We start from the raw sequence: 22,272 nt of genomic DNA, 5'->3' as shown, positions 1-22,272 counted from the left end.
TTATCATTAACACAGTCCTATGATTATGAATTTAGGAGGCAACAGAATGTCAAACAAAATTGTAGTTGAAAATGGCGTACTTAATGTACCAAATAATCCAGTAATTCCTTTCATCGAAGGTGATGGAATTGGTCCAGATATCTGGGCAGCAGCATCACGCGTAATCGACGCAGCTGTAGAAAAAGCTTATAACGGTGAAAAGAAAATTGAATGGTTAGAAGTTTTAGCTGGTGAAAAAGCATTTAACCAAACTGGTGAATGGTTACCACAAGAAACTTTAGACAAAATTAACGAATACTTAATTGCAATCAAAGGTCCTCTTACTACGCCAATCGGTGGTGGTATCCGCTCTCTAAACGTAGCATTACGTCAACAACTTGACTTATATGTATGCTTACGTCCAGTACGTCACTTTGATGGAGTGCCTTCTCCAGTTAAACGCCCAGAAGACGTTGACATGGTTATCTTCCGCGAAAACACAGAAGACATCTATGCTGGTATTGAATTCGAATCTGGCTCTGAACAAGCTCAAAAAATCATCAACTTCCTACAAACTGAATTTGGTGTAAACCAAATCCGTTTCCCAGAAACTTCTGGTATTGGTGTAAAACCTGTATCGAAAGAAGGTACTGAGCGTTTAGTACGTTCTGCTATCGAATATGCAATTAAACATAAACGCCCATCTGTTACTTTAGTTCATAAAGGTAACATCATGAAATTCACTGAAGGTGGATTCAAAAAATGGGGTTATGAATTAGCTGAAAAAGAATTTGCTGATCAAACATTCACTTGGAATCAATATGATGCAATCAAAGCTGAACAAGGTGAAGAAGCAGCAAACAAAGCGCAAGCTGACGCTTTAGCAGCTGGTAAAATCTTAGTGAAAGATTCTATCGCCGATATCTTCTTACAACAAATTTTAACTCGTCCAACTGAGTTCGATGTAGTAGCTACAATGAACTTAAACGGTGACTATATTTCTGATGCTCTAGCTGCACAAGTTGGTGGTATCGGTATCGCTCCAGGCGCGAACATCAACTATGTAACTGGACATGCAATCTTCGAAGCTACTCACGGTACAGCTCCAAAATATGCTGGCCAAGATAAAGTAAACCCATCATCAGTTTTACTTTCAGGTGTATTAATGCTTGAACACTTAGGATGGCAAGAAGCTGCTGACATGATCACTAAATCTGTTGAGAAAACAATTTCTTCTAAAGTTGTAACTTATGACTTCGCACGTTTAATGGACGGCGCTACAGAAGTGAAATGTTCAGAATTCGCGAACGAGTTAATCAAAAACCTATAATTTTCTATTCTAAAATAGGAATTATCACTAAAGCGGATAGTTTATTCTGCCGATATAATTAGGGTGAAAGTAAATTTTAATTGAATATTTACGATAAACTTGTTTAAACGAGGGAGTGAGATGTATGTCTCCTCCCTCTTTTAAAATATATAACCTAATTTTAAAGGAGCGTATTCAAAATGTCTCTGAAACGTAAAAAAATCTCAGTAATCGGTGGCGGCTTTACAGGCGCTACGGCAGCGTTTTTAGCAGCTCAGAAAGAACTTGGTGATGTCGTATTAGTGGATATTCCACAAGCAGAAAACCCAACAAAGGGAAAGGCACTAGATATGTGGGAAGCAGCACCAATACAAGGGTTTGATTCTTATGTACAAGGCACTTCCAATTATGCAGATACGGCTGATTCGGATGTAGTCATCATTACTGCTGGTGTTGCGCGTAAACCAGGTATGAGTCGTGATGATCTCGTTCAAATCAATCAAGGTGTCATGAAAACTGTTTCAAAAGAAATTGCTACGCATTCACCAAATGCTACAATCCTTGTACTGACAAATCCAGTTGATGCCATGACTTATACAGTATACAAAGAAACTGGCTTCCCGAAAAATCGTGTTATCGGTCAATCGGGTGTTCTTGATACAGCTCGTTTCTGTGCATTTGTAGCACAAGAGCTCAATATTTCAGTGAAAGACATTACTGGCTTTGTATTGGGTGGTCATGGTGACACGATGGTGCCATTAACACGCTATTCATTTGCAGGTGGCATTCCGTTAGAAACATTAATTTCTGCTGAACGTTTGGAAGAGATTGTTGATCGTACACGCAATGGTGGAGCAGAAATTGTCAACTTACTTGGCAATGGTTCTGCCTATTATGCGCCAGCTGCGGCACTGATTGAAATGGCTGAAGCCATTATTAAAGATCAGAAACGTATTTTGCCATCTATCGCTTATTTAGAAGGTGAATATGGCTACCATGATTTATACTTAGGCGTTCCTACTTTACTTGGAGCCAATGGTATTGAAAAAATCTTTGAGCTTGAGTTAACGGACAAAGAAAAGGCAGCTTTAGACCAATCGGCAGATGCAGTCCGTAATGTGATGAAAATTTTAGTGTAAATGAATAATGCATCAGCGTTATTAAGCAGATTTTTCGAGCTTACTCGAAAACGAGCAGGATAATTCCTGCTCGTTTTTTTTATGTTCAAGTGTTAGGAAGCTTAAGGTCCTTCTGCTTTTCATTGTACTTTTAGCATAAAATTGATACTATGAATGTAGTATGATAGAAAAGGGGTTGGCGTATCTTTGCTTCAAAAAAATAGTAAACTTGGTCTCACAATCGATGAAATTACAGTTGGCGAGAAGATCCATATAACAGAAAAAATCGAGGATAGGGATTTATTGCTGTATTTAGGGCTGACAAACGATAGTAATCCGCTTTATATTCAACATGATTATGCGGCGATGACACCTTTTCAAAAACCAATTGTGCCGACAATTATGTTAAATGGAATTATTACATCAGCTGTGTCCAAGTATATTCCGGGGCCAGGTGCGCGAATTATTGAGCAACATTTAAAATATTTAGGTCCTCTCTATCATTATGAATTATTTGATACGCTTTTAGAGGTAACGGCAGTCAATAAATACGACAATACGATTACGGTATCTGTACACTCATATAATGAGCAAAAGGAGCTTGTGATTGAAGGGATGCTGTTGGTGACACCACCGCTTACATTATAGACGTCTTGAGATTTGAAATGGGGGTTTCAAATCACTTACGGAGGCATTATACATGACAAAAACAATTTTAGTTATTGAAGATGAATTTTCGATTGCAACATTATTGAAATATAATTTAGAACAGGCTGGCTATGTCGTTGAAACGGCTGCTGATGGTCAGGAAGGACTTGAAAAAGCAATCGACCTACAGCCCAATTTAATTCTTTTGGATTTGATGCTTCCAAAACTAGATGGTATGGAGGTATGTAAACAAATCCGACAACAACGTATGAATACGCCTATCATTATGTTAACTGCAAAAGATGACGAATTTGATAAAGTTCTTGGTCTTGAGCTAGGCGCAGATGATTATATGACAAAGCCTTTTAGTCCACGTGAAGTATTGGCACGTGTCAAGGCTGTGTTAAGACGTTTCACACAAAATGTTGTGGCAGATGATAAGAATGAGCCTAAAGAAAAAATGTATGAGTTTGGACAATTGAGAGTGTTTCCAGAGCGTTTTGAAGTATTTTTACAAGATGAAGCATTGGAATTTACACCAAAAGAGTTTGAGCTACTTATTTACTTACTTGAAAATAAAAATCGAGTTTTAACACGTGATCAGCTATTAAGTGCTGTATGGAAATATGATTTTGCTGGCGATACTCGAATTGTGGATGTACACATTAGCCACCTCCGCGATAAAATCGAGGAAAATAGCCGTAAGCCAATGTTCATTAAAACAATCAGAGGCCTTGGTTATAAATTTGAGGAGCCGAAAACGACATGAAATCAATGAGCAACCGCTTATTCTTGACATTCATGCTTTTACTTGGAACGATACTAGCTGTCCTAATGATTGTTATAGGTCAGCTTTTTCCTGTTTATATCAAGCAATACAATGAACAAGCAACCACGCAATTACAGGCGTCAATGGATCAAGTAATCGATGAACGCAAGATGGAATTATCAAAGGAAGATCAGGAAGCATTGTATGCAGTACAGAGCATGAAACAAGAGGAATCCTTGTTGTCCTATGTGCATGCCCGACTTTACTTAGTACTGGCTGTTCTTTTCACCATCACATTAATTTTAATCGCCATTGTAAGCCGTTATATGATTCGCAATTTTACGGCACCTATTGATAACGTGACAGAAACAGCTCTTGAGCTTGCCAAGGGGAACTACCGTGCACGTGCCCATGAAAACGAACATGAACGCATGATACCACTCAGTCATTCTATAAATATTTTAGCACGTAATTTACAGGATATTACGACGATACGTGAAGTAGAGGAAGAACGACTGAAGACCTTAATTGAAAATATGGGAAGCTCTCTCATGATGATTGGCCGTGAAGGAAATATTTCCATCGTGAATCGGGTATTTCTAGAGCGCTTCGATATGCAACTTGATGATGTACAAGGAAAGGTATTTCGTACAATAGGTTTACCAAAATCATTAGAGCAATTTATCGATCATGTCTTTCTAACAGAGATGCCTTATCGACAACAAATCAAAATGGAAATACAGCAGGAGTTCTATAATAAAGAAGTCTACGGGGCACCTGTCATCGGGGATCATGGACGATGGCTAGGCGTTGTTATCGTTATGCACGATATAACGGAACTTGTTCGATTGGAGCAAATTCGAAAAGACTTTGTTGCCAATGTATCACATGAATTACGTACACCTATTACTTCTATTAAAGGCTTTTCGGAAACATTATTGGATGGGGCCTATAAGGATGAAAAAATGTTGATCTCCTTTTTAGAGATCATTTATAAAGAAAGTAATCGACTTCAAATGCTCATTCAAGATTTATTAGAGCTGTCGAAAATTGAGCAGCATGGCTTTACTGTCAATATTATGCCGATGGGCTTACAAGATGTTTTAATCCGTGGAGCAGAGCTGACCGCACCGCGGTTAGATGAGAAAAATATGAGCTTCCAAGTAGATTTCGAACGAGATGTCCAAGTAATGGGGGATGCCAACCGTATTATTCAAATCGTGACGAATTTAATTACCAATGCTATTACATATTCTCCTGAAAACACGACTGTTTCCATTCGTTTAAAGGAAAATGAAACACATGGCATTATCGAAATAGAAGACCAAGGAATCGGTATTGAAAAGCATGAAATTGCTCGTGTTTTTGAGCGTTTTTATCGTGTGGATCGAGCAAGAAGTCGTAATTCTGGCGGAACAGGATTAGGGTTAGCGATTGTGAAGCATCTTGTAGAGGCCCATCATGGTCGTATTCAAGTAGAAAGCGAAGTCGGAATAGGGACTAAAATGATTGTCATGATTCCAAAAGATTAACAATTCCTTTACATGAATAACATGTTACATTCATATTTGGGTACTATACTAATTACTAGAAACCCCCTATATGATTGTTAAGACGATAACCATAAAAAATCTACTATCTAGTTGGAGATTTTTTAATAAGGATTTTATTTTCACCACAGAAAGAATGTAGTGTCTTTTTTAGGCACTACATTCTTTTTCTGTTTTACAGGGAGGAAAAATAGGTGTAAAGTATAGTAGCATAAAGTTTAACAACAATTCTTTTGGCAATTGTTTGTTAAACCATCGCTTTGACAGTCAGTGAATCAACCTTCTTTTCATTTGAATTGTGTTTTTCTGACTGTTGAGGCAGAGAAAAAAATGAGAGAAGGATGACCATGAAAATCGTCAAAAGTATCGTGCAGATCGGCTATCTTTACATCCTATTATTTATCGGAAATACTATTGCACGCCTACTTCACTTGCCGATTCCAGGGAGCATAATAGGGCTCGTCCTATTATTTTTACTTTTACAGTTTCATATAATCAAGCTTGAATGGATTGAATTAGGAGCAGCTGTATTACTAAGTGAACTCTTACTATTCTTTATCCCATCTGCCATCGGTGTAATTGATTATCATGCCTTATTCGGTGTGCAAGGAATGAAGGTTGTGCTGGTCATTGCTGTAAGTGCAATTGTCGTGATGTTTGTAACGGGCTATACAGCACAATGGCTAGAGCAACGAAAGAAGAGTGATACAGTATGAGTCTATTTATTGCTATCATCAGCTTATTAGGAACTATTGCTATTTTCTATATTTGTAAAATGTTCTATAAGAAATATAAAAAAGAATGGTTATCACCCATGTTGATGACGCCTTTAGTGATTATAGGTATTTTATTGCTGACAGGCATACCTTATAAAACCTATAATACTGGAGCGAATGTTTTAACAAATTTACTAGGGCCAGCAACCGTTGCGTTTGCGATTCCGATTTATAAAAATGTGAATCTATTAAAAAAACACGCATTCGAAATTTTTGTCAGTATTGCGGTTGGCTCTGCAGTTGCTATCGTATCATCCTTTATCATGGCTCTAGTGGTAGGGCTGAATGATGAGCTGGTGCATAGCTTAGTGCCACGTTCAGTAACAACACCGATAGCGATGGACATTTCAAATATGATCGGAGGTTCTCCTACTCTTACAGCCGTATTTGTTATGACGACTGGTATTTTAGGGAGCTTGTTGGCACCCATCGTTATTAAAATTTGCCGTTTCCACAGACCTTCATCTAGAGGCTTAATGCTTGGGATGGGTGCTCATGGAACTGGTACTTCTAAAGCATTTGAAATTGGCGAGCTAGAAGGAACATTTGCTAGCCTGGCAATGATCGTTGCCGCCTTAATCAGCATTGTATTATCTACAACCATTTTCCCAGTATTTGAACATCTGGTTATCAATATCCTGTTGCCATAAAAGGTAACAGGATTTTTTTGTGTGCTTTGAAAACCCCCTGCTATGCAGGGGGTTCCGGAAAGCTTTTAGCTATGGACAATAAAAAAACTCCAAACGTACAATAAAGTCAGGTCTAGTCAACCGACTTCGTACGAAAGGAGCCACCATAAATGGATAATAAAAGTTTAGCACATACAACGTGGAATTGTAAGTATCATATCGTCTTTGCGCCAAAGTATAGAAGGCAGATTATTTATGGTCAAATTAAAGCAGATGTTGGAAGAATATTGCGCCAATTATGTGAAAGAAAAGATGTAGAAATCATAGAGGCAACAGCCTGTCCTGACCATATTCATATGTTGGTAAGTATTCCTCCGAAATTGAGTGTATCTGCGTTCATGGGTTATTTAAAAGGGAAGAGTAGTCTAATGATTTTCGACCGACATGCGAATTTAAAGTATAAATATGGTAATCGTCAATTCTGGTGTCGAGGATACTATGTGGACACAGTCGGTCGAAATAAGAAAAAGATACAGGAGTATATAAAAAATCAATTACAAGAAGATATCCTGCAAGATCAAATGACGATGAAAGAATTCATTGACCCATTCACAGGAGAAGAAATCAAGAGAAAGAAAAAATAAGTAAGCCGCTTTAGCGGTTTGTGTGAAAACGGAGTGCGGTTGGCGGACCATTCAGAATGTCTTTAGACATGGGCCAGTACCCCAGCGTTTCACGCGCAGAGCAAACCACCAGTTATACTGGTGGTTCTGATTATCTTGCTTCAGAAATGTTTTTACAAAGCGTCACGTAAAAATAATTATATGAAAATATTTTGAAACTTTTTCTCAAGGTCTCCCGTAAACAATAGTACTAAGCAAAAGGGAGGAATAGACATGAGTGTGAAAAGGACACTAATGATAGTTGGACTTGGAATATTTGGTATTATTGCACTTATTACAGTTTTTACATCATGGTACACGGTGGATGAATCAGAACAAGCTGTTGTCATTACATTTGGTCGTGCTGATGATATGGTTACAAATCCAGGTCTTCACTTTAAATTACCTTGGCCAGTGCAGTCGGTCGAAATTTTATCAAAAGAAACATTTAGTTTACAATTTGGCTATAAGCAAAATAAATCAGGTGAATTAGAAGCGTACGATGTTGAAACAAAAATGATTACAGGGGATGAAAATATTGTTTTAACAGACCTTGTTGTTCAATGGAAAATTACTGAGCCTAATAAGTTTCTATTTAATTCACAAGATCCTGAAAGAATATTACATAGCGCGACATCGAGTGCCATTCGTTCTATTATCGGAAGTTCTTCTATCGATGCAGCATTAACAGAAGGTAAAGCTGATATCGAAGCAAAAACGCGTCAATTATTAGTATCTCTTATAGAAAAGTACGATATTGGAATTAGTGTTTTAGGTGTAAAATTACAAGATGTAGAATTGCCAAATAAAGATGTGCGTGCAGCATTCACAGCTGTTACAGATGCACGTGAAATGAAAAATACGAAAATAAATGAAGCTGAAAAATATGAAAACCAACGCATTAATGAAGCCCAAGGTGAACGTGATGCGATTATGTCAAAGGCAAAAGGTGCTAAAACAGCTCGTATTGAGCAAGCACAAGGTGATGTAGCTGTCTTTAATAAGATGTATGAGCAATACAAAGGGAATCAGCAGATTACACGAGAGCGCTTAATTTTAGAGACGCTTGAAAATGTCTTACCAAAAGCGCAAATTTACATTATGAATGATGATGGTAGTACAATGAAGTACTTGCCGCTACAGTCACTACAACCTCAGCAGACACAAACAGAGAAAAAAGAAGGGAGCGGTAACTAATGGACCAAAAAAATAAGGATCTTGACAAATTCCTCAATTTTTTATCGGGCAAAAGTAAAAAAACTGCTCCATCAGAAGGCGACTCAGGGGACAATGTAGTGAAAATGTCAAAAAAAGGTCCTAATAATCCAAAGAAGTATATCTCTCTAGCTGTAACATTAACAGCTATATTTGCTCTAGCGATTATTTTATTAACGAATATTTATATAGTGAAGGAATCAGAATATGCAGTTGTTCGACAGTTTGGAGAGGTTGTTAAGTTCGAGCGCGAACCTGGTTTAAATATGAAAATTCCATTTATTCAAAGTGTCACTAAGTTACCAAAAAACCAAATGACATATGAAATTTCAGAGGAAGAGATTAATACAAAGGATAAGAAGCGAATAATCATCGATAATTATGCTGTATGGCGTATTACAGATCCAAAATTATTAATTTCTAATGCAGGGACGATTGAAAAAGTGGAATCACGAATGGAAGAATTTATTTATTCTGTTATTCGATCTGAGCTTGGACGAATTGATTATAATCAAATAATTAATGATGAGGATTCTTCGAGAGGCAGCATTAATGATACGGTGACTGAACGTGTTAATGAACTGCTTTCAAACGATAAATATGGCATTGAAGTAGTAGATGTACGTATTCGTTGCATTGATTTGCCAACTGAAAATGAGCAATCTGTTTTTACGAATATGATTTCAGATCGTGAATCCATTGCCCAAAAATATCTTTCTGAGGGAGATGCTCAGAAACGTCGTATTGAAGCCAAAACAGATCAAGAAGTACAAGAAATGCTAGCTACAGCCAATAAAGAAGCTGCCATTATTCAAGCTGAAGGTGAAGCAGAAGCTGCAAAAATTTATAATAAATCATTCTCTCAAGATCCTGAATTTTATTCCTTATACCGCACGCTAGAATCATATAAGAAAACGGTTGGAGAAGATACGGTCATCATTTTACCTTCTACTTCACCATATGCAAATATTTTGTCTGGTTATATAAAATAAACAGTCAATATAAGTCGTCTCTTGTGAAAGAGGCGTCTTTTTTATTGCTACAAAATTATAACTATCTATTTATTTGGATTGTTATAATTTGAAAATAATAGAAATTTATAAATTTTTATTCCCCAATCTACTATAATTTGATAGAATGAAAATGTTTAAAATGAATAGTTGGGGGTAAGAGCTTTGAAATTAAAAATTAGCACATGGCTCCAAAATTTAGGGATCGCTTGTAGTATAGCATCGTTATTGACACTCTTCTTTCGCCTATCTGAATTTTCCTGGGTGACGAAAAGTGTTTATCATATACCAGTCTTTTTTGTTTGTATCTTTTTAATGAGTATTATTATTGCAGCGGATGTAAGAAATTTGTTTAAAAAATTGTTTTGGTATGAAAAACGTAAGATTCAGCGTCCTATTTGGCAAGTAGGGATCGGCTTTATTTTCTTTTTGGCACAAATCAGTATGGTAATGGTATTTAGTCAAGAGTTAACACAGCCACAATTAGGCGGCATGCCATTATTTCTAGTGATTGCCTTTATGAATGCATTTATATTAACCGTCATATATGAAGAAATTTTTTATCGTACATCCAATCAATAACAGCTATCGAATATTGAAATTTCAGATGGACCCAGATTATAACCTTTTAACGGTTTGATGATGTATTAATAAAGCCAATCGCCCTGAGCGGTTGGCTTTTTGCTATGGATCGAGATGCAGAAGTGACGGATAGTATATTAGAAGTGACGGATAAAACCACAAATGTGATGGATAGCGTGCCGAAAGTGACGGTTAGCACCTCGAAGGTAGCGGATAATCTTGCGGATGACCGTCTGCTTTTTTTACTTGAAATGCATTGTTATGATAAAGTAGAGGGAAGTAGAAGACAACGCAGGAGGATAAAATCATGACCAAAGAAAAATTACTATTATTGGACGGTAATAGTTTAGCGTATCGCGCGTTTTTTGCGTTGCCATTGTTAACGAATGATAGTGGCATTCATACTAATGCTGTATACGGCTTTACAACAATGCTACAAAGAATATTAGAGGAAGAACAGCCAACGAAAATATTGGTGGCCTTTGATGCAGGAAAAACTACGTTTCGCCATGAAACTTTCACGGAATATAAAGGTGGGCGACAAAAGACACCACCAGAACTATCAGAGCAGTTCCCTTATTTACGAAAACTTATAGATGCCTATGGTATTAAGCAATATGAGCAAGAATTATATGAAGCGGATGATATTATTGGGACACTTGCTAAAGAGGCTTCGTCGCAAGATATGGATGTCATCATCGTAACGGGAGACCGCGATTTAACGCAGTTGGCGACAGAGCAAGTAACCGTTTATATTACGAAAAAAGGCATAACAGAAATTGAGAAAAATACACCTGCCTTTATTGCAGAAAAATACGGTTTATCACCGCTACAAATTATCGATATGAAAGGTTTAATGGGGGATGCCTCCGATAATATTCCTGGTGTGCCGGGTGTTGGTGAAAAGACCGCTGTTAAATTATTGAAAGAGCATGGCTCCGTTGAGGCACTTTATGAGGCGATGGATACATTGAAAGCTTCTAAAATGAAGGAAAAGCTGGTGGCTAATGAAGAGCAGGCTATCATGAGTAAGAAGCTGGCAACGATCTATACAGAAGCCCCTATTACGATTTCACTTGCTGACCTCGCCTATAACGGACCAAATGAAGAAGAATTAATCAATGTCTGGCGTGAGCTTGGCTTTAAATCACTCCTTGATAAAAGTGACTTTACAATGCAGGAAGAAGAGCAAGCACCTTTCGATTATGTACTAGCCGAAGAAGTGCAACCAGAGGATTTACTAGATGTAATGGCTGTCCATGTTGAACTGGAAAATGAGCATTATCACACTTGTCAGCTACTAGGAATTGCGTTGTCAGATGGAACAAAGACGCAATATATTCCATTTGATATTGCAGCAAAATCGGATGCGCTCCGTCGCTGGCTAGAAGATGCTACAAAAATAAAATATATGTCCGATTCAAAGGCAGCTCAAGCAGCATTAAAGCGAGTCGGTATTCAATTGGCAGGCGTTGACTTTGATCTGCTACTAGCCTCTTATATTAATAATCCTGGATTAAGCGGGGATGATGTAGCAACACTTGCGAAGGAATTAGGTTACTATGATGTTCAAGCGGATGAGGTGGTTTATGGAAAGGGAGCTAAGCGTGCAATTCCTGGCATGGATCAACTTGCACAGCATGTTAGCCGTAAAGCCTTTGCTGTGTGGTCATTACAGCCAAAGTTAGCAACCTTATTAAAAGAGAATGAACAATTTGAACTTTATAAAAACCTAGAGCTACCATTGGCAGGGATTTTGGGCGAGATGGAAAGTGAAGGGATTACTGTTAACCGTGCTACGTTAGAGAAAATGGGTCAAGAGCTTAATGATAAGCTGATAGTGATTGAGCAAGAAATTTATGCGGAAGCTGGAGAAACCTTTAATATTAATTCCCCTAAACAATTAGGTGTTATTTTATTCGATAAGCTAGGGTTACCTGTCATTAAAAAGACCAAAACGGGCTATTCAACAGCGGCCGATGTACTGGAAAAATTACAGTCAGAGCATGCTATCATCAAACATATTCTGTTGTATCGCCAGCTTGGAAAATTACAATCCACATATATTGAAGGCTTATTAAAGGAAATCCATGAATCAGATAGCAAGGTCCATACACGCTTCCAACAAGCATTAACGGCGACAGGGCGTTTAAGCTCTACTGATCCAAATTTGCAGAATATCCCGATTCGTTTAGAAGAGGGTCGCAAAATCCGTCAAGCATTTGTCCCATCAAAAGAGGGGTGGATTCTGTTTTCTGCTGACTACTCACAAATTGAATTGCGAGTGCTTGCACATATGTCGGAAGATAAAAACCTTGTAGAGGCCTTCCGTGAAGGGATGGATGTTCATACACGTACTGCCATGGATGTATTCCATGTAGCCGAAGAAGAGGTTGATAGCAATATGCGTCGTGCAGCAAAGGCTGTTAACTTTGGTATTGTCTATGGTATTAGTGATTATGGCCTTTCACAAAACTTAGATATTACACGTAAGGAAGCGGCCACGTTTATTGAAAAGTATTTCGCAAGTTTCCCAGGTGTGAAACAGTATATGGATGATATTGTGCAAAATGCGAAATTTAATGGTTATGTCACAACGATTTTAAATAGACGTCGCTATTTACCAGACATTACAAGCTCCAACTTTAATTTAAGAAGCTTTGCAGAGCGCACTGCGATGAATACGCCGATTCAGGGAAGTGCTGCGGATATTATTAAAAAAGCGATGATCGATATGGATGCTCGATTGAAAAAAGAAAAAATGCAGGCAAAGCTACTTCTTCAAGTGCATGATGAATTGATCTTTGAAGCACCTCAGGAAGAGATTGCATTGCTAGAAAAAATTGTACCAGAGGTAATGGAAAATGCTATTGAGCTTTCAGTACCGCTCAAAGTAGATTTTAACCATGGCTCGACATGGTACGAGGCAAAATAAGGAGGGATTCAAATGCCTGAATTACCAGAGGTGGAAGGTGTCGTCCAGGCATTGAAACCAAAGATTGAAGGACGCACCATTCAACAGGTTCAACTATCTGAAAGAGTACATTTCTCTTTTAGTGAAGGGAAACAATGTATTGTAAAACAAGCAGAGCCTGATGCTTTTGAAATAACGATGTCCCAGATGACCATTACCAAAATTGAACGCCGAGCGAAATACATTTTCTTTCATTTGCTGAGGGATGATGTTCCATATGTCCTTGTCAGTCATTTAGGCATGACAGGTGCCTGGTTTGTTGTCAATTCACCAGAAGATATCCATGAGGCAAAATTCCAAAAGCATATTCATGCCACATTTAAAATGGCTGATGGAGGATACTTGATTTATTCGGATATTCGCCGCTTTGGCGAACTTCGCTTTCTAACAAAAATTGAAGATCATGCGCCATTAACAAAAATGGCCCCAGAGCCATTTGATGAGCACGCATGTGACTTTTTTATAGCAAAATCCAAGTTACCGAAATATGAAAATAAGGCGGTAAAAGAAGTGATTATGGATGGGCAAGTCATATCGGGCTGTGGCAATATTTATGCTACAGAGGCATTGTTTGCTCAGAAAATTCACCCAGCGCGCAAAATGAACCGCATCAGTGAAAAGCGGAAGCGGGCATTATTCAAGGAAATTGTTACTGTCCTACATCAAAGCATTGAAGCAGGCGGTTCAACGATATCTGACTATCGAAACATTAATGGGGAAGCTGGAAGTATGCAAAATCGACTGCAAATGTATGGGAAAAAGCTATGTCCAGTATGTGAAACGGCAACAAGTCAAATGACGATTGGTGGGCGTACCTCAGTTTATTGCCCAAATTGTCAACATTAAAGGGGATTTAACGATGATTATCGGACTTACAGGGAGTATTGCAAGCGGAAAAAGTACAGTAGCAAAAATGATGATCGAACTGGGGTTACCGATTGTCGATGCAGATGTTGTAGCACGAGATGTCGTAGAACCAGGAACAGAGACTTTAGCATTCATTGCTGAAAGCTTCGGACAAGCCATTTTGCTTGAGGATGGCCATTTAAATCGAACAATGCTTGGGGATATCATTTTCCATGAGCCTGCTAAGCGCAAAATATTAAATGATATTATGCATCCAGCTATTCGCAAAGAAATGCTACGTCAGCGCGATGCCTATTTAGAGGCAGGGCATGAGCATGTGGTGATGGACATTCCATTGTTATTTGAAAGTAAGCTGCAGCATTTTGTAGAGCGTATCATTGTGGTATCAGTCAGTGAAGAAGTTCAGCTCCGTCGTTTAATGGAACGCAATCATTTATCGAAAGAGGATGCATTGGCGCGTATGCACTCGCAGCTACCGATGTCTGTCAAAGAAAAAGGTGCACATGCGGTCATTTATAATAATGAGAATATAGAAAACACAGAGGAACAATTAATAAAAATCCTGCGCTATTGGGGTGTTATTTAATTGGTCAATCAGGTGCGTAGCAAGCCAATCTTGCTGCGCATTTTTTTATGGGAAAATGCCATAATAAAGAATAATTTTTCAGAAAATAAGAACTTTTATATTCTCAATATATAATGTTCATCTTTTTTAAAATTGTGTTATACTAATCACCATAAAGTATATAATTAATTAATTTGAGTTTGTACTCACGGGAGGATATTATAAATGACAGTATCAATTGCTATTAATGGTTTCGGACGTATCGGACGTATGGTTTTCCGCCAGGCTATCGTACAACAAGGTTTAAACATCGTTGCAATTAATGCAAGCTATCCAGCAGAAACGTTAGCACATTTGATTAAGTATGACACAAATCACGGAACATTTGAGGGTACGGTAGAACCAGCAGGCGATGCTTTAGTTGTAAATGGTAAACGTGTTCAAATTATTAGTGAACGTGATCCATTAAAATTACCTTGGGCTGAAATGGGTGTAGATATTGTTATTGAAGCTACTGGTAAATTTAATGAGCGTGATAAAGCAGCTATGCACTTAGAAGCTGGCGCAAAAAAAGTAATCCTAACAGCACCTGGTAAAAACGAAGATGTCACAATTGTTTTAGGTGTAAATGATGACAAACTCGATATTGCGAAACATGATGTTATTTCAAATGCTTCTTGTACAACAAACTGCTTAGCGCCAGTTGCAAAAGTATTGAATGACACATTTGGAATTGAAAATGGCTTAATGACAACGGTTCATGCATATACAAACGACCAAAAGAACTTAGACAATCCACATAAAGATTTACGTCGTGCACGTGGCTGCGCACAATCTATTATTCCAACATCTACAGGTGCTGCAAAAGCATTGAAATTAGTTTTACCTGAATTAGAAGGTAAAATTCATGGTATGGCACTTCGCGTTCCTACACCAAACGTATCTTTAGTAGACCTTGTAGTAGATTTAAATACGGATGTCACAGTTGACTCTGTCAATGCAGCATTCGTAAAAGCTGCAACAGAGGGTCCAATGAAGGGCATTCTCAACTTCTCAGTAGAACCATTAGTATCTGCTGATTACAATACAACTACTTACTCTTCAACAGTTGATGGACTTTCTACAATGGTTTTAGGCAATCGCAAAGTGAAAGTACTTGCTTGGTATGACAACGAGTGGGGCTACTCTGCACGTGTTGTAGACCTTGTGAAAAAAGTGGCGAATGCTTTAGAGACAGTAAACGCGTAATAATTTTTTATAGAGAGCACATTGAAATCGAAATGGTTTCAATGTGCTCTTTTTTGGAGAAAATTTCCTTGTGCTTTAGGTTCTTTAGGTTTATCATGAGCACACAAACATGAATGCACTTTTCTTACATGTAGGAAATTTGTTATAATAGAAATATTAAAATGTTGTAAATCAGGAGAGTAATTATATGAGATGTCCATCTTGCCAATTTAACGGAACGCGTGTTGTGGATTCGAGGCCAGTAGATGATAACAAAGAAATTCGTAGACGTCGTGAATGTGAGTCATGTGGCTTCCGTTTTACAACGTTTGAAAAGATTGAAGAAACACCATTAGTTGTAGTGAAAAAGGAAGGTTCACGAGAGGAGTTTAGCCGTGAGAAGGTACTTCGTGGGCTTATTCGTGCTTGTGAAAAACGTCCAGTGGCGCTTGACGTACTGGAGGAGCTTGTCCTGTCAATTGAAAAGGATCTTCGTCGTATTGGAAATTCAGAAGTACGTTCAGAAGATGTTGGTGAAATGGTAATGGACCGCCTAGCCAAAATCGATGAGGTCGCTTATGTGCGTTTTGCATCGGTTTACCGTCAGTTTAAAGATATCAATGTCTTTATTGAGGAAATAAAGGACATTATTCAACGTCAGACGGAGAAGAAATTATAGCAAACAGAGAGGATGAATGACGTTGATTCATTTATATAAGGAATTGCAGCCTGGCGATCCTTTCGACATTCGTCTACCTCATGCATTTTCTACACAGGAGCGTCAATTAGTTACATTATTTTATCAACCATTAACGGGTTCAGAGCCAATTAGCCTTTATTTAACATTATGGGCGGAAGCAGAGCAAATGCCAAAACAACAAATGACACATTATTATTTAATGAATGTGCTTGGATTGCCCATTGGTAAAGTGTTTGAAGCTCGAATTGCACTAGAGGCAATTGGTTTGCTGCGTACATGGAAAAAAGAAAATGCTGGTGAGCGTAGTTTTTTATATGAGCTACAGCGCCCACTAGATGCAGATAGCTTTATGAAAGACCCGCTGCTGTCGATGTTTTTGTTTAGCAAAATTGGCGAACAGGCCTATCGAAATTTACGTCAGCGCTTTATGTCACCAATAAAGGATACGGAGCTTAAGGATGTGTCCCGTGCCTTTATTGATGTCTTTAAGCCTGTTCACGCTAATATTCCAGCAGATATACAAGTAGATACGAGTCATAAGGATAAACAACCAAAAGTATATCCTTTTTATTTGGAGCAATTTGATTTTGAGCTATTACAAGCAGGTTTGTCAGAGCAATTGGTACCTTCCAATTTGCTGACATTAGAAGTACGTGAAGCGATAGCAAAACTGGCGTTTTTATATCATTTAACGGCCCTTGATATGCAAAAAGTTGTGATTCTTGCTTTGGATGATGATTTAGGAATTTCCCAAGAACGTTTACGTAAGGCTGCTGCCGATTTTTATAAATTAACCGTGTCAAAGGAGCCGCCAAAATTAGCACGGGTAACTGAACCATTACCAGCAGCAGAAGCAGGGCAAAAAACGAAGGATCAGGAGCTCCAACACTATTTAGAAACGACGGCACCTGTACAAGTGTTACGTGATATTAATAATGGGAAAGAGCCTTTGCAAACTTCTGTCCAGCTAGCGGAAAATTTAATCGTTCAGCATGGTATGCCTATTGGAGTGGTCAATGCTTTGTTAGAATACGTTATGCTAACGACAGATATGAAGCTGCCAAAAAAATATGTGGAAACGATTGCGGATCACTGGGTACGTAAAAATGTTCAAACGGCCAAGGAAGCTATGGAGCTTGCGCGTCAAGAGCATGATAAATATACGGCTTGGAAAAATAAGCCACAGACTACAAGTAAAACGAATCAACAAAACAAAAGACGTTCAGGACAGCAACGTGAAGAAAAAGTGCCTGAATGGTTCTATAAACGGAATGAAAAACAAGAGGAATCTACTTCCAGCACAATAGATTTTGAAAAAGAGCGACAGAAAATATTAGAGATGCTAGGAAAAAGTGAATAGTAAAGAAGGTGAGCAACTATCGAACCTATAAATGGACCATTAAAACGAGCAATTAATGTACCCTCGTTTCAAGAACGCTATGAAGCAATGCGACGTGAAATTTTAGAACATCCACGTGTGCAGGAATTTCTAGCTCAGCATGCAGATGAATTAAACTATGACAATATAGAGCGAAATTTACCTAAGCTTCATGAGTTTATTAGTCAATCTACTGAGTGCTGTGGCTGTGACAATACGGAACATTGTACAAACTATTTAAAAGGCTTCCTTCCTACATTAAGGGTAGTACGGAATTCTATTGAAATGGACTATGTACGCTGTGAGCAAAAAATCAGAGAAGAAGAACGTCGAGATGTTGCGAATATGATTGCCAGTATGCACATGCCAAAAGATGTGCTTCAAGCAACTATTCAAGATTTAAGTATTGATGATGAATCACGTGTGACAATTGCACAAAAGGCAGCTCAATTTGTAAAAATGACAAAAGAAACAGGTCAATTACCTTCAAAAGGTTTTTACTTATACGGTAAATTTGGTGTAGGGAAATCTTTTGTACTTGGAGCACTAGCTAATGAATTAGCGTCCACTAAAATTCGCTCTGTTGTAGTTTTTGTTCCAGAGTTTTTACGAGAAATGAAAAATGCCATTGGCGATAATACCTTGAACGAGAAAATTGATTATATAAAAAAAGCTCCTGTTTTAATGCTAGATGATTTAGGCGCAGAAACGATGACGGCTTGGACACGAGATGAAATATTAGGAACTATTTTCCATTATCGTATGGCAGAGCAATTGCCAACGTTTATTACATCTAATTTTAATTACGATGAATTAGAGCATCATTTAGCACAGTCACAAAAAGGTGATATCGAGGTTGTAAAGGCAGGACGTATTATGGAACGAATAAAAGCCTTGACTGAGCCTATTGAAATGCGAGGTAATAATCGTAGAATGTAACATAGCATTGATAGTTGCATTTTTCGACAATCGAGCGTATACTGACTCATATACTTAATATCAATATGCATTGATGAGGACATGAATTTTGTGTATCGGCTTATAGAGAGGGAAGTCATCGGCTGAAAACTTCCTAGTGTGAGCACATCATTTACTACCTACTGAGCAGCGAAAGGGATAATCTTTCGCCGGTACCTAGCCCGTTAGCTAGCCTTGAGCTTCGTCTGACTTTGGATAAGTCGGAAGGAAGAAGGGTGGAACCACGAGCATACGCTTCGTCCCTTTCGTAGGGACGGGGCTTTTTTATTTGTCTCAGATTTCATTGAAGTCGTTGTGGGAAATGGTGGCTCCGCTCATATAGGGAAAGAAGTAGCTTATGAAAGTAAAGTCTCAACTCCAACCGAGTAGGACCCCGCTCAATTCAAGCCGAAGTCATACAAACAATGACTCAAGCTAATCATCAAGCATTATGTATTCAACAAAATGAAGGAGTGCAAAGAATATGTCAGAAATGATTAAATTAACTTTCCCAGATGGCGCTGTAAAGGAATTTGCAAAAGGTACATCGACTGATGATGTAGCATTATCTATTAGCCCTGGCTTACGTAAAAAAGCTTATGCCGGTAAAATCAATGATGTGTTAGTAGATTTAAAAGCACCAATTGAAGAGGATGCAACAATTGCGATTATTACACAAGATGATGTGGAAGCACTTGAAATTTTACGTCACTCTACTGCCCATTTAACAGCACAAGCTATTAAACGTCTATTCCCAGATGTGAAGCTTGGTATTGGCCCAGTCATTGAAGGTGGTTTCTACTATGATATTGACTCACCAACACCAATTACTGCTGAAGATTTACCAGCAATTGAAAAAGAAATGAAAAAAATTATTGCTGAAAACCTAGAGGTAGAACGTAAAAATGTAAGCCGTGCAGAAGCACAAGCAATCTATGAGGAGATTGGCGATGAATATAAATTAGAATTACTTGAGGCCATTCCAGCAGATGAGCAAGTATCTATTTATTATCAAGGTGAGTTTTTCGATCTTTGCCGTGGTATTCACGTACCATCAACTGGGAAACTACGTGAATTCAAGCTGTTATCATTAGCAGGTGCATATTGGAGAGGGAACTCTGATAACAAAATGCTACAACGTATTTATGGTACAGCGTTCTTCAAAAAAGAAGAATTAAAACATCACCTACAAATGCTAGAAGAAGCAAAAGAACGTGATCACCGTAAAATCGGGAAAGAGTTAGAACTGTTTACAACTTCTCAAAAAGTAGGTCAAGGTTTACCACTTTGGTTACCAAATGGTGCAACAATCCGTCGTGTTATTGAACGTTATATTGTCGATAAAGAATTATCATTAGGTTATAAACATGTTTATACACCTGTACTAGGTTCGAAAGAGCTTTATCAAACTTCGGGTCACTGGGATCATTACCAAGATTCTATTTTCCCACCAATGGAGATGGATAACGAGACATTAATTATGCGTCCGATGAACTGTCCTCACCATATGATGGTATACAAAAACAGCATGCATTCTTATCGTAACCTACCATTACGTATTGCAGAGCTTGGTACAATGCACCGTTATGAAATGTCAGGAGCGGTTTCAGGTTTACAACGTGTACGAGGAATGACTTTAAACGATGCACATATTTTTGTTCGTCCAGATCAAATTAAAGCGGAGTTCCAAAAAGTAGTACAGTTAATTTTAGAGGTTTATAAAGATTTCGATTTAAATGATTACTCATTCCGTTTATCTTATCGCGACCCAGCAGATACTGAAAAATACTTCGATGATGATGCAATGTGGGAAAGAGCACAAAGCATGTTAAAAGAAGCAATGGATGAGCTTGGCTTAGATTACTTCGAAGCAGAAGGTGAAGCGGCATTCTATGGTCCTAAACTTGACGTTCAAGTAAAAACAGCGATTGGTAAAGAAGAAACTTTATCTACAGTTCAATTAGACTTCTTATTACCAGAGCGATTTGACTTAACGTATGTTGGGGAAGATGGAAAACCACATCGTCCAGTTGTTATTCACCGTGGAGTTGTGTCAACAATGGAACGTTTCGTTGCCTTCTTAATTGAAGAATACAAAGGGGCATTCCCAACTTGGTTAGCACCAGTACAAGTAGAAGTTATTCCAGTATCGAATGAAGCGCACTTCGACTATGCAAAACAAATTGAAGAGCAATTAACAGCAGCTGGCTTGCGTGTGGAAATGGATGATCGTGAAGAGAAATTAGGCTATAAAATCCGTGAAGCACAAATGAAAAAGATTCCGTATATGCTAGTAATTGGTGACAAGGAAGTAGAGGCGAATGGCGTAAATGTTCGTCGTTATGGCTCAAAAGATTCAGAAACAATTAGCTTTGAGGATTTTCTAGCAACTATAAAAGCCGAAATTACAAAATAAGCTTTCATAACAAAGTACGCTTGCCAAAGTGAGGGTTTCTGTGTAAAATGAATCTTGTTTTTGTATAGAACATTTACATTTAGGTCAAGCTAGTAGTGATAAGAAAATAAACATTTGACAGCTTATCATATACATGCTAATATAGTTAAGGTTAATGAATACAAAGTTTGTGGTTGAAGTAGAGGCTGCCCGCTTCTCACCTGATACAACGCTTTAAAGGCTGTGAACAGGTATGACACGTTGAATTGTTTTGCGTAGACTTGCGCATGCACATATAGCGGGCGGACATCTTCAAAAATGTCCGTCCTTTTTTTATGGACATGACAAGAGGATGTACCGTTCAACCGGGCAAGACTTTGCCCAAACCATGTATTCGCGACAACTACTTGGAGGTGGATTACTATTAGCAAAGACATGTATGTAAACGAAGGCATTCGCGCACGTGAACTTCGATTAATCGATCACAATGGTGACCAGCTTGGTGTAAAGACACGTAATGAAGCGCTAGAAATCGCCACTCGTGTAAACTTGGATCTTGTCCTTGTGGCCCCTCAAGCCAAGCCGCCAGTCGCTCGTATCATGGACTATGGTAAATTTAAGTTTGAACAGCAAAAGAAAGACCGTGAAATTCGTAAAAATCAAAAGGTCATCGTCATGAAAGAGGTTCGTTTGAGCCCATCAATCGATGAGCATGATTTCCAAACGAAGTTACGTAATGCGATTAAATTCCTTGAAAAAGGCGATAAAGTAAAATGTAGCTTACGTTTCAAAGGTCGTGCGATTACACATAAAGACATTGGTCAACGTGTGTTAGATCGTTTTGCTGAAGCTTGTGCTGAAGTATCAACGGTAGAACAAAAACCGAAGATGGAAGGCCGAAGCATGTTCTTAGTTCTTCAACCAAAGAACGAGAAATAATATTAGACGAACAGTTTAGGAGG

Annotated in this window: 21 protein-coding genes and 1 other annotated feature; all 21 genes read left to right on the top strand. The window is 38.2% G+C overall.

Annotated elements, in window-relative coordinates; translation table 11 throughout:
- Positions 1-46: 46 nt before the first annotated feature.
- The 21 genes from icd to infC all read left to right on the top strand — a co-directional run bounded on the left by icd (position 47) and on the right by infC (position 22,249).
- Positions 47-1,309 carry an NADP-dependent isocitrate dehydrogenase gene (icd, locus tag V6670_RS16845; RefSeq protein WP_036118927.1) on the top strand — a complete coding sequence of 421 codons (1,263 nt, stop codon included), beginning with the start codon at positions 47-49 and terminating at the stop codon, positions 1,307-1,309.
- Between the two features lie 179 nt (positions 1,310-1,488).
- Positions 1,489-2,427 carry a malate dehydrogenase gene (gene mdh / locus V6670_RS16840; RefSeq protein WP_036118928.1) on the top strand — a complete coding sequence of 313 codons (939 nt, stop codon included), beginning with the start codon at positions 1,489-1,491 and terminating at the stop codon, positions 2,425-2,427.
- Between the two features lie 186 nt (positions 2,428-2,613).
- Positions 2,614-3,054 (top strand): MaoC/PaaZ C-terminal domain-containing protein, encoded by a 441-nt coding sequence (locus tag V6670_RS16835; protein WP_141904685.1) that lies wholly within the window; start codon positions 2,614-2,616, stop codon positions 3,052-3,054.
- A 52-nt stretch (positions 3,055-3,106) separates the two neighbouring features.
- Positions 3,107-3,823: a response regulator transcription factor gene (locus V6670_RS16830; protein WP_141904687.1), complete on the top strand. Its 717-nt coding sequence runs from the start codon at positions 3,107-3,109 to the stop codon at positions 3,821-3,823.
- Positions 3,820-5,355 carry an ATP-binding protein gene (locus tag V6670_RS16825; protein WP_141904688.1) on the top strand — a complete coding sequence of 512 codons (1,536 nt, stop codon included), beginning with the start codon at positions 3,820-3,822 and terminating at the stop codon, positions 5,353-5,355. Before V6670_RS16830 ends, V6670_RS16825 begins: the two co-directional genes overlap by 4 nt.
- A gap of 365 nt (positions 5,356-5,720) precedes the next feature.
- Positions 5,721-6,089, top strand: a complete 369-nt coding sequence (locus V6670_RS16820; protein WP_036118937.1) for a CidA/LrgA family holin-like protein — start codon at positions 5,721-5,723, stop codon at positions 6,087-6,089.
- Complete coding sequence (locus V6670_RS16815) at positions 6,086-6,799, top strand: LrgB family protein (protein WP_141904689.1); 714 nt, start codon at positions 6,086-6,088, stop codon at positions 6,797-6,799. The genes V6670_RS16820 and V6670_RS16815 overlap by 4 nt, the downstream gene beginning before the upstream one ends.
- Before the next feature lie 149 nt (positions 6,800-6,948).
- A complete protein-coding gene (tnpA, locus tag V6670_RS16810; RefSeq protein ID WP_036129052.1) occupies positions 6,949-7,422 on the top strand; it encodes an IS200/IS605 family transposase in 474 nt (157 codons plus the stop codon).
- Between the two features lie 252 nt (positions 7,423-7,674).
- Positions 7,675-8,637, top strand: a complete 963-nt coding sequence (hflK, locus tag V6670_RS16805; protein WP_141904691.1) for an FtsH protease activity modulator HflK — start codon at positions 7,675-7,677, stop codon at positions 8,635-8,637.
- Positions 8,637-9,647: a protease modulator HflC gene (locus V6670_RS16800; protein ID WP_338651718.1), complete on the top strand. Its 1,011-nt coding sequence runs from the start codon at positions 8,637-8,639 to the stop codon at positions 9,645-9,647. The genes hflK and V6670_RS16800 overlap by 1 nt, the downstream gene beginning before the upstream one ends.
- Positions 9,648-9,830: 183 nt before the next feature.
- Positions 9,831-10,247, top strand: coding sequence for a hypothetical protein (locus tag V6670_RS16795; protein WP_036118946.1), 417 nt, complete (start codon positions 9,831-9,833; stop codon positions 10,245-10,247).
- A gap of 104 nt (positions 10,248-10,351) precedes the next feature.
- Positions 10,352-10,558, top strand: a complete 207-nt coding sequence (locus V6670_RS16790) for a hypothetical protein (RefSeq protein ID WP_338651717.1) — start codon at positions 10,352-10,354, stop codon at positions 10,556-10,558.
- Positions 10,555-13,182 (top strand): DNA polymerase I, encoded by a 2,628-nt coding sequence (gene polA / locus V6670_RS16785; protein ID WP_338651716.1) that lies wholly within the window; start codon positions 10,555-10,557, stop codon positions 13,180-13,182. The genes V6670_RS16790 and polA overlap by 4 nt, the downstream gene beginning before the upstream one ends.
- 12 nt (positions 13,183-13,194) lie before the next feature.
- Complete coding sequence (gene mutM / locus V6670_RS16780) at positions 13,195-14,067, top strand: bifunctional DNA-formamidopyrimidine glycosylase/DNA-(apurinic or apyrimidinic site) lyase (RefSeq protein WP_141904695.1); 873 nt, start codon at positions 13,195-13,197, stop codon at positions 14,065-14,067.
- 13 nt (positions 14,068-14,080) lie between these two features.
- Positions 14,081-14,674, top strand: a complete 594-nt coding sequence (gene coaE / locus V6670_RS16775; RefSeq protein WP_141904696.1) for a dephospho-CoA kinase — start codon at positions 14,081-14,083, stop codon at positions 14,672-14,674.
- A gap of 204 nt (positions 14,675-14,878) precedes the next feature.
- Positions 14,879-15,901, top strand: coding sequence for a glyceraldehyde-3-phosphate dehydrogenase (locus V6670_RS16770; protein ID WP_036118955.1), 1,023 nt, complete (start codon positions 14,879-14,881; stop codon positions 15,899-15,901).
- Between the two features lie 187 nt (positions 15,902-16,088).
- Entirely contained in the window at positions 16,089-16,559 is a 471-nt protein-coding gene (nrdR, locus tag V6670_RS16765; protein ID WP_036118958.1) for a transcriptional regulator NrdR, read from the top strand.
- 16 nt (positions 16,560-16,575) lie between these two features.
- A complete protein-coding gene (locus V6670_RS16760; RefSeq protein WP_036118960.1) occupies positions 16,576-17,940 on the top strand; it encodes a DnaD domain protein in 1,365 nt (454 codons plus the stop codon).
- A gap of 27 nt (positions 17,941-17,967) precedes the next feature.
- The gene (dnaI, locus tag V6670_RS16755; protein WP_255358782.1) at positions 17,968-18,897 is read left to right on the top strand and encodes a primosomal protein DnaI; all 930 of its coding nucleotides are present in this window, start codon (positions 17,968-17,970) and stop codon (positions 18,895-18,897) included.
- Between the two features lie 502 nt (positions 18,898-19,399).
- Positions 19,400-21,331, top strand: coding sequence for a threonine--tRNA ligase (gene thrS, locus V6670_RS16750; protein ID WP_338651715.1), 1,932 nt, complete (start codon positions 19,400-19,402; stop codon positions 21,329-21,331).
- A gap of 170 nt (positions 21,332-21,501) precedes the next feature.
- Positions 21,502-21,650: a sequence feature (ribosomal protein L20 leader region), on the top strand.
- Between the two features lie 95 nt (positions 21,651-21,745).
- Positions 21,746-22,249: a translation initiation factor IF-3 gene (gene infC / locus V6670_RS16745; RefSeq protein ID WP_025114499.1), complete on the top strand. Its 504-nt coding sequence runs from the start codon at positions 21,746-21,748 to the stop codon at positions 22,247-22,249.
- The last annotated feature ends 23 nt before the right edge of the window (positions 22,250-22,272 follow it).

It is taken from the genome of Lysinibacillus sp. Y5S-8, from assembly GCF_036894365.1.
Taxonomy (GTDB): domain Bacteria; phylum Bacillota; class Bacilli; order Bacillales_A; family Planococcaceae; genus Lysinibacillus; species Lysinibacillus fusiformis_D.
Note: the sequence above shows the minus strand (reverse complement) of the source record. Positions and strands in the feature narration are given on the sequence as shown.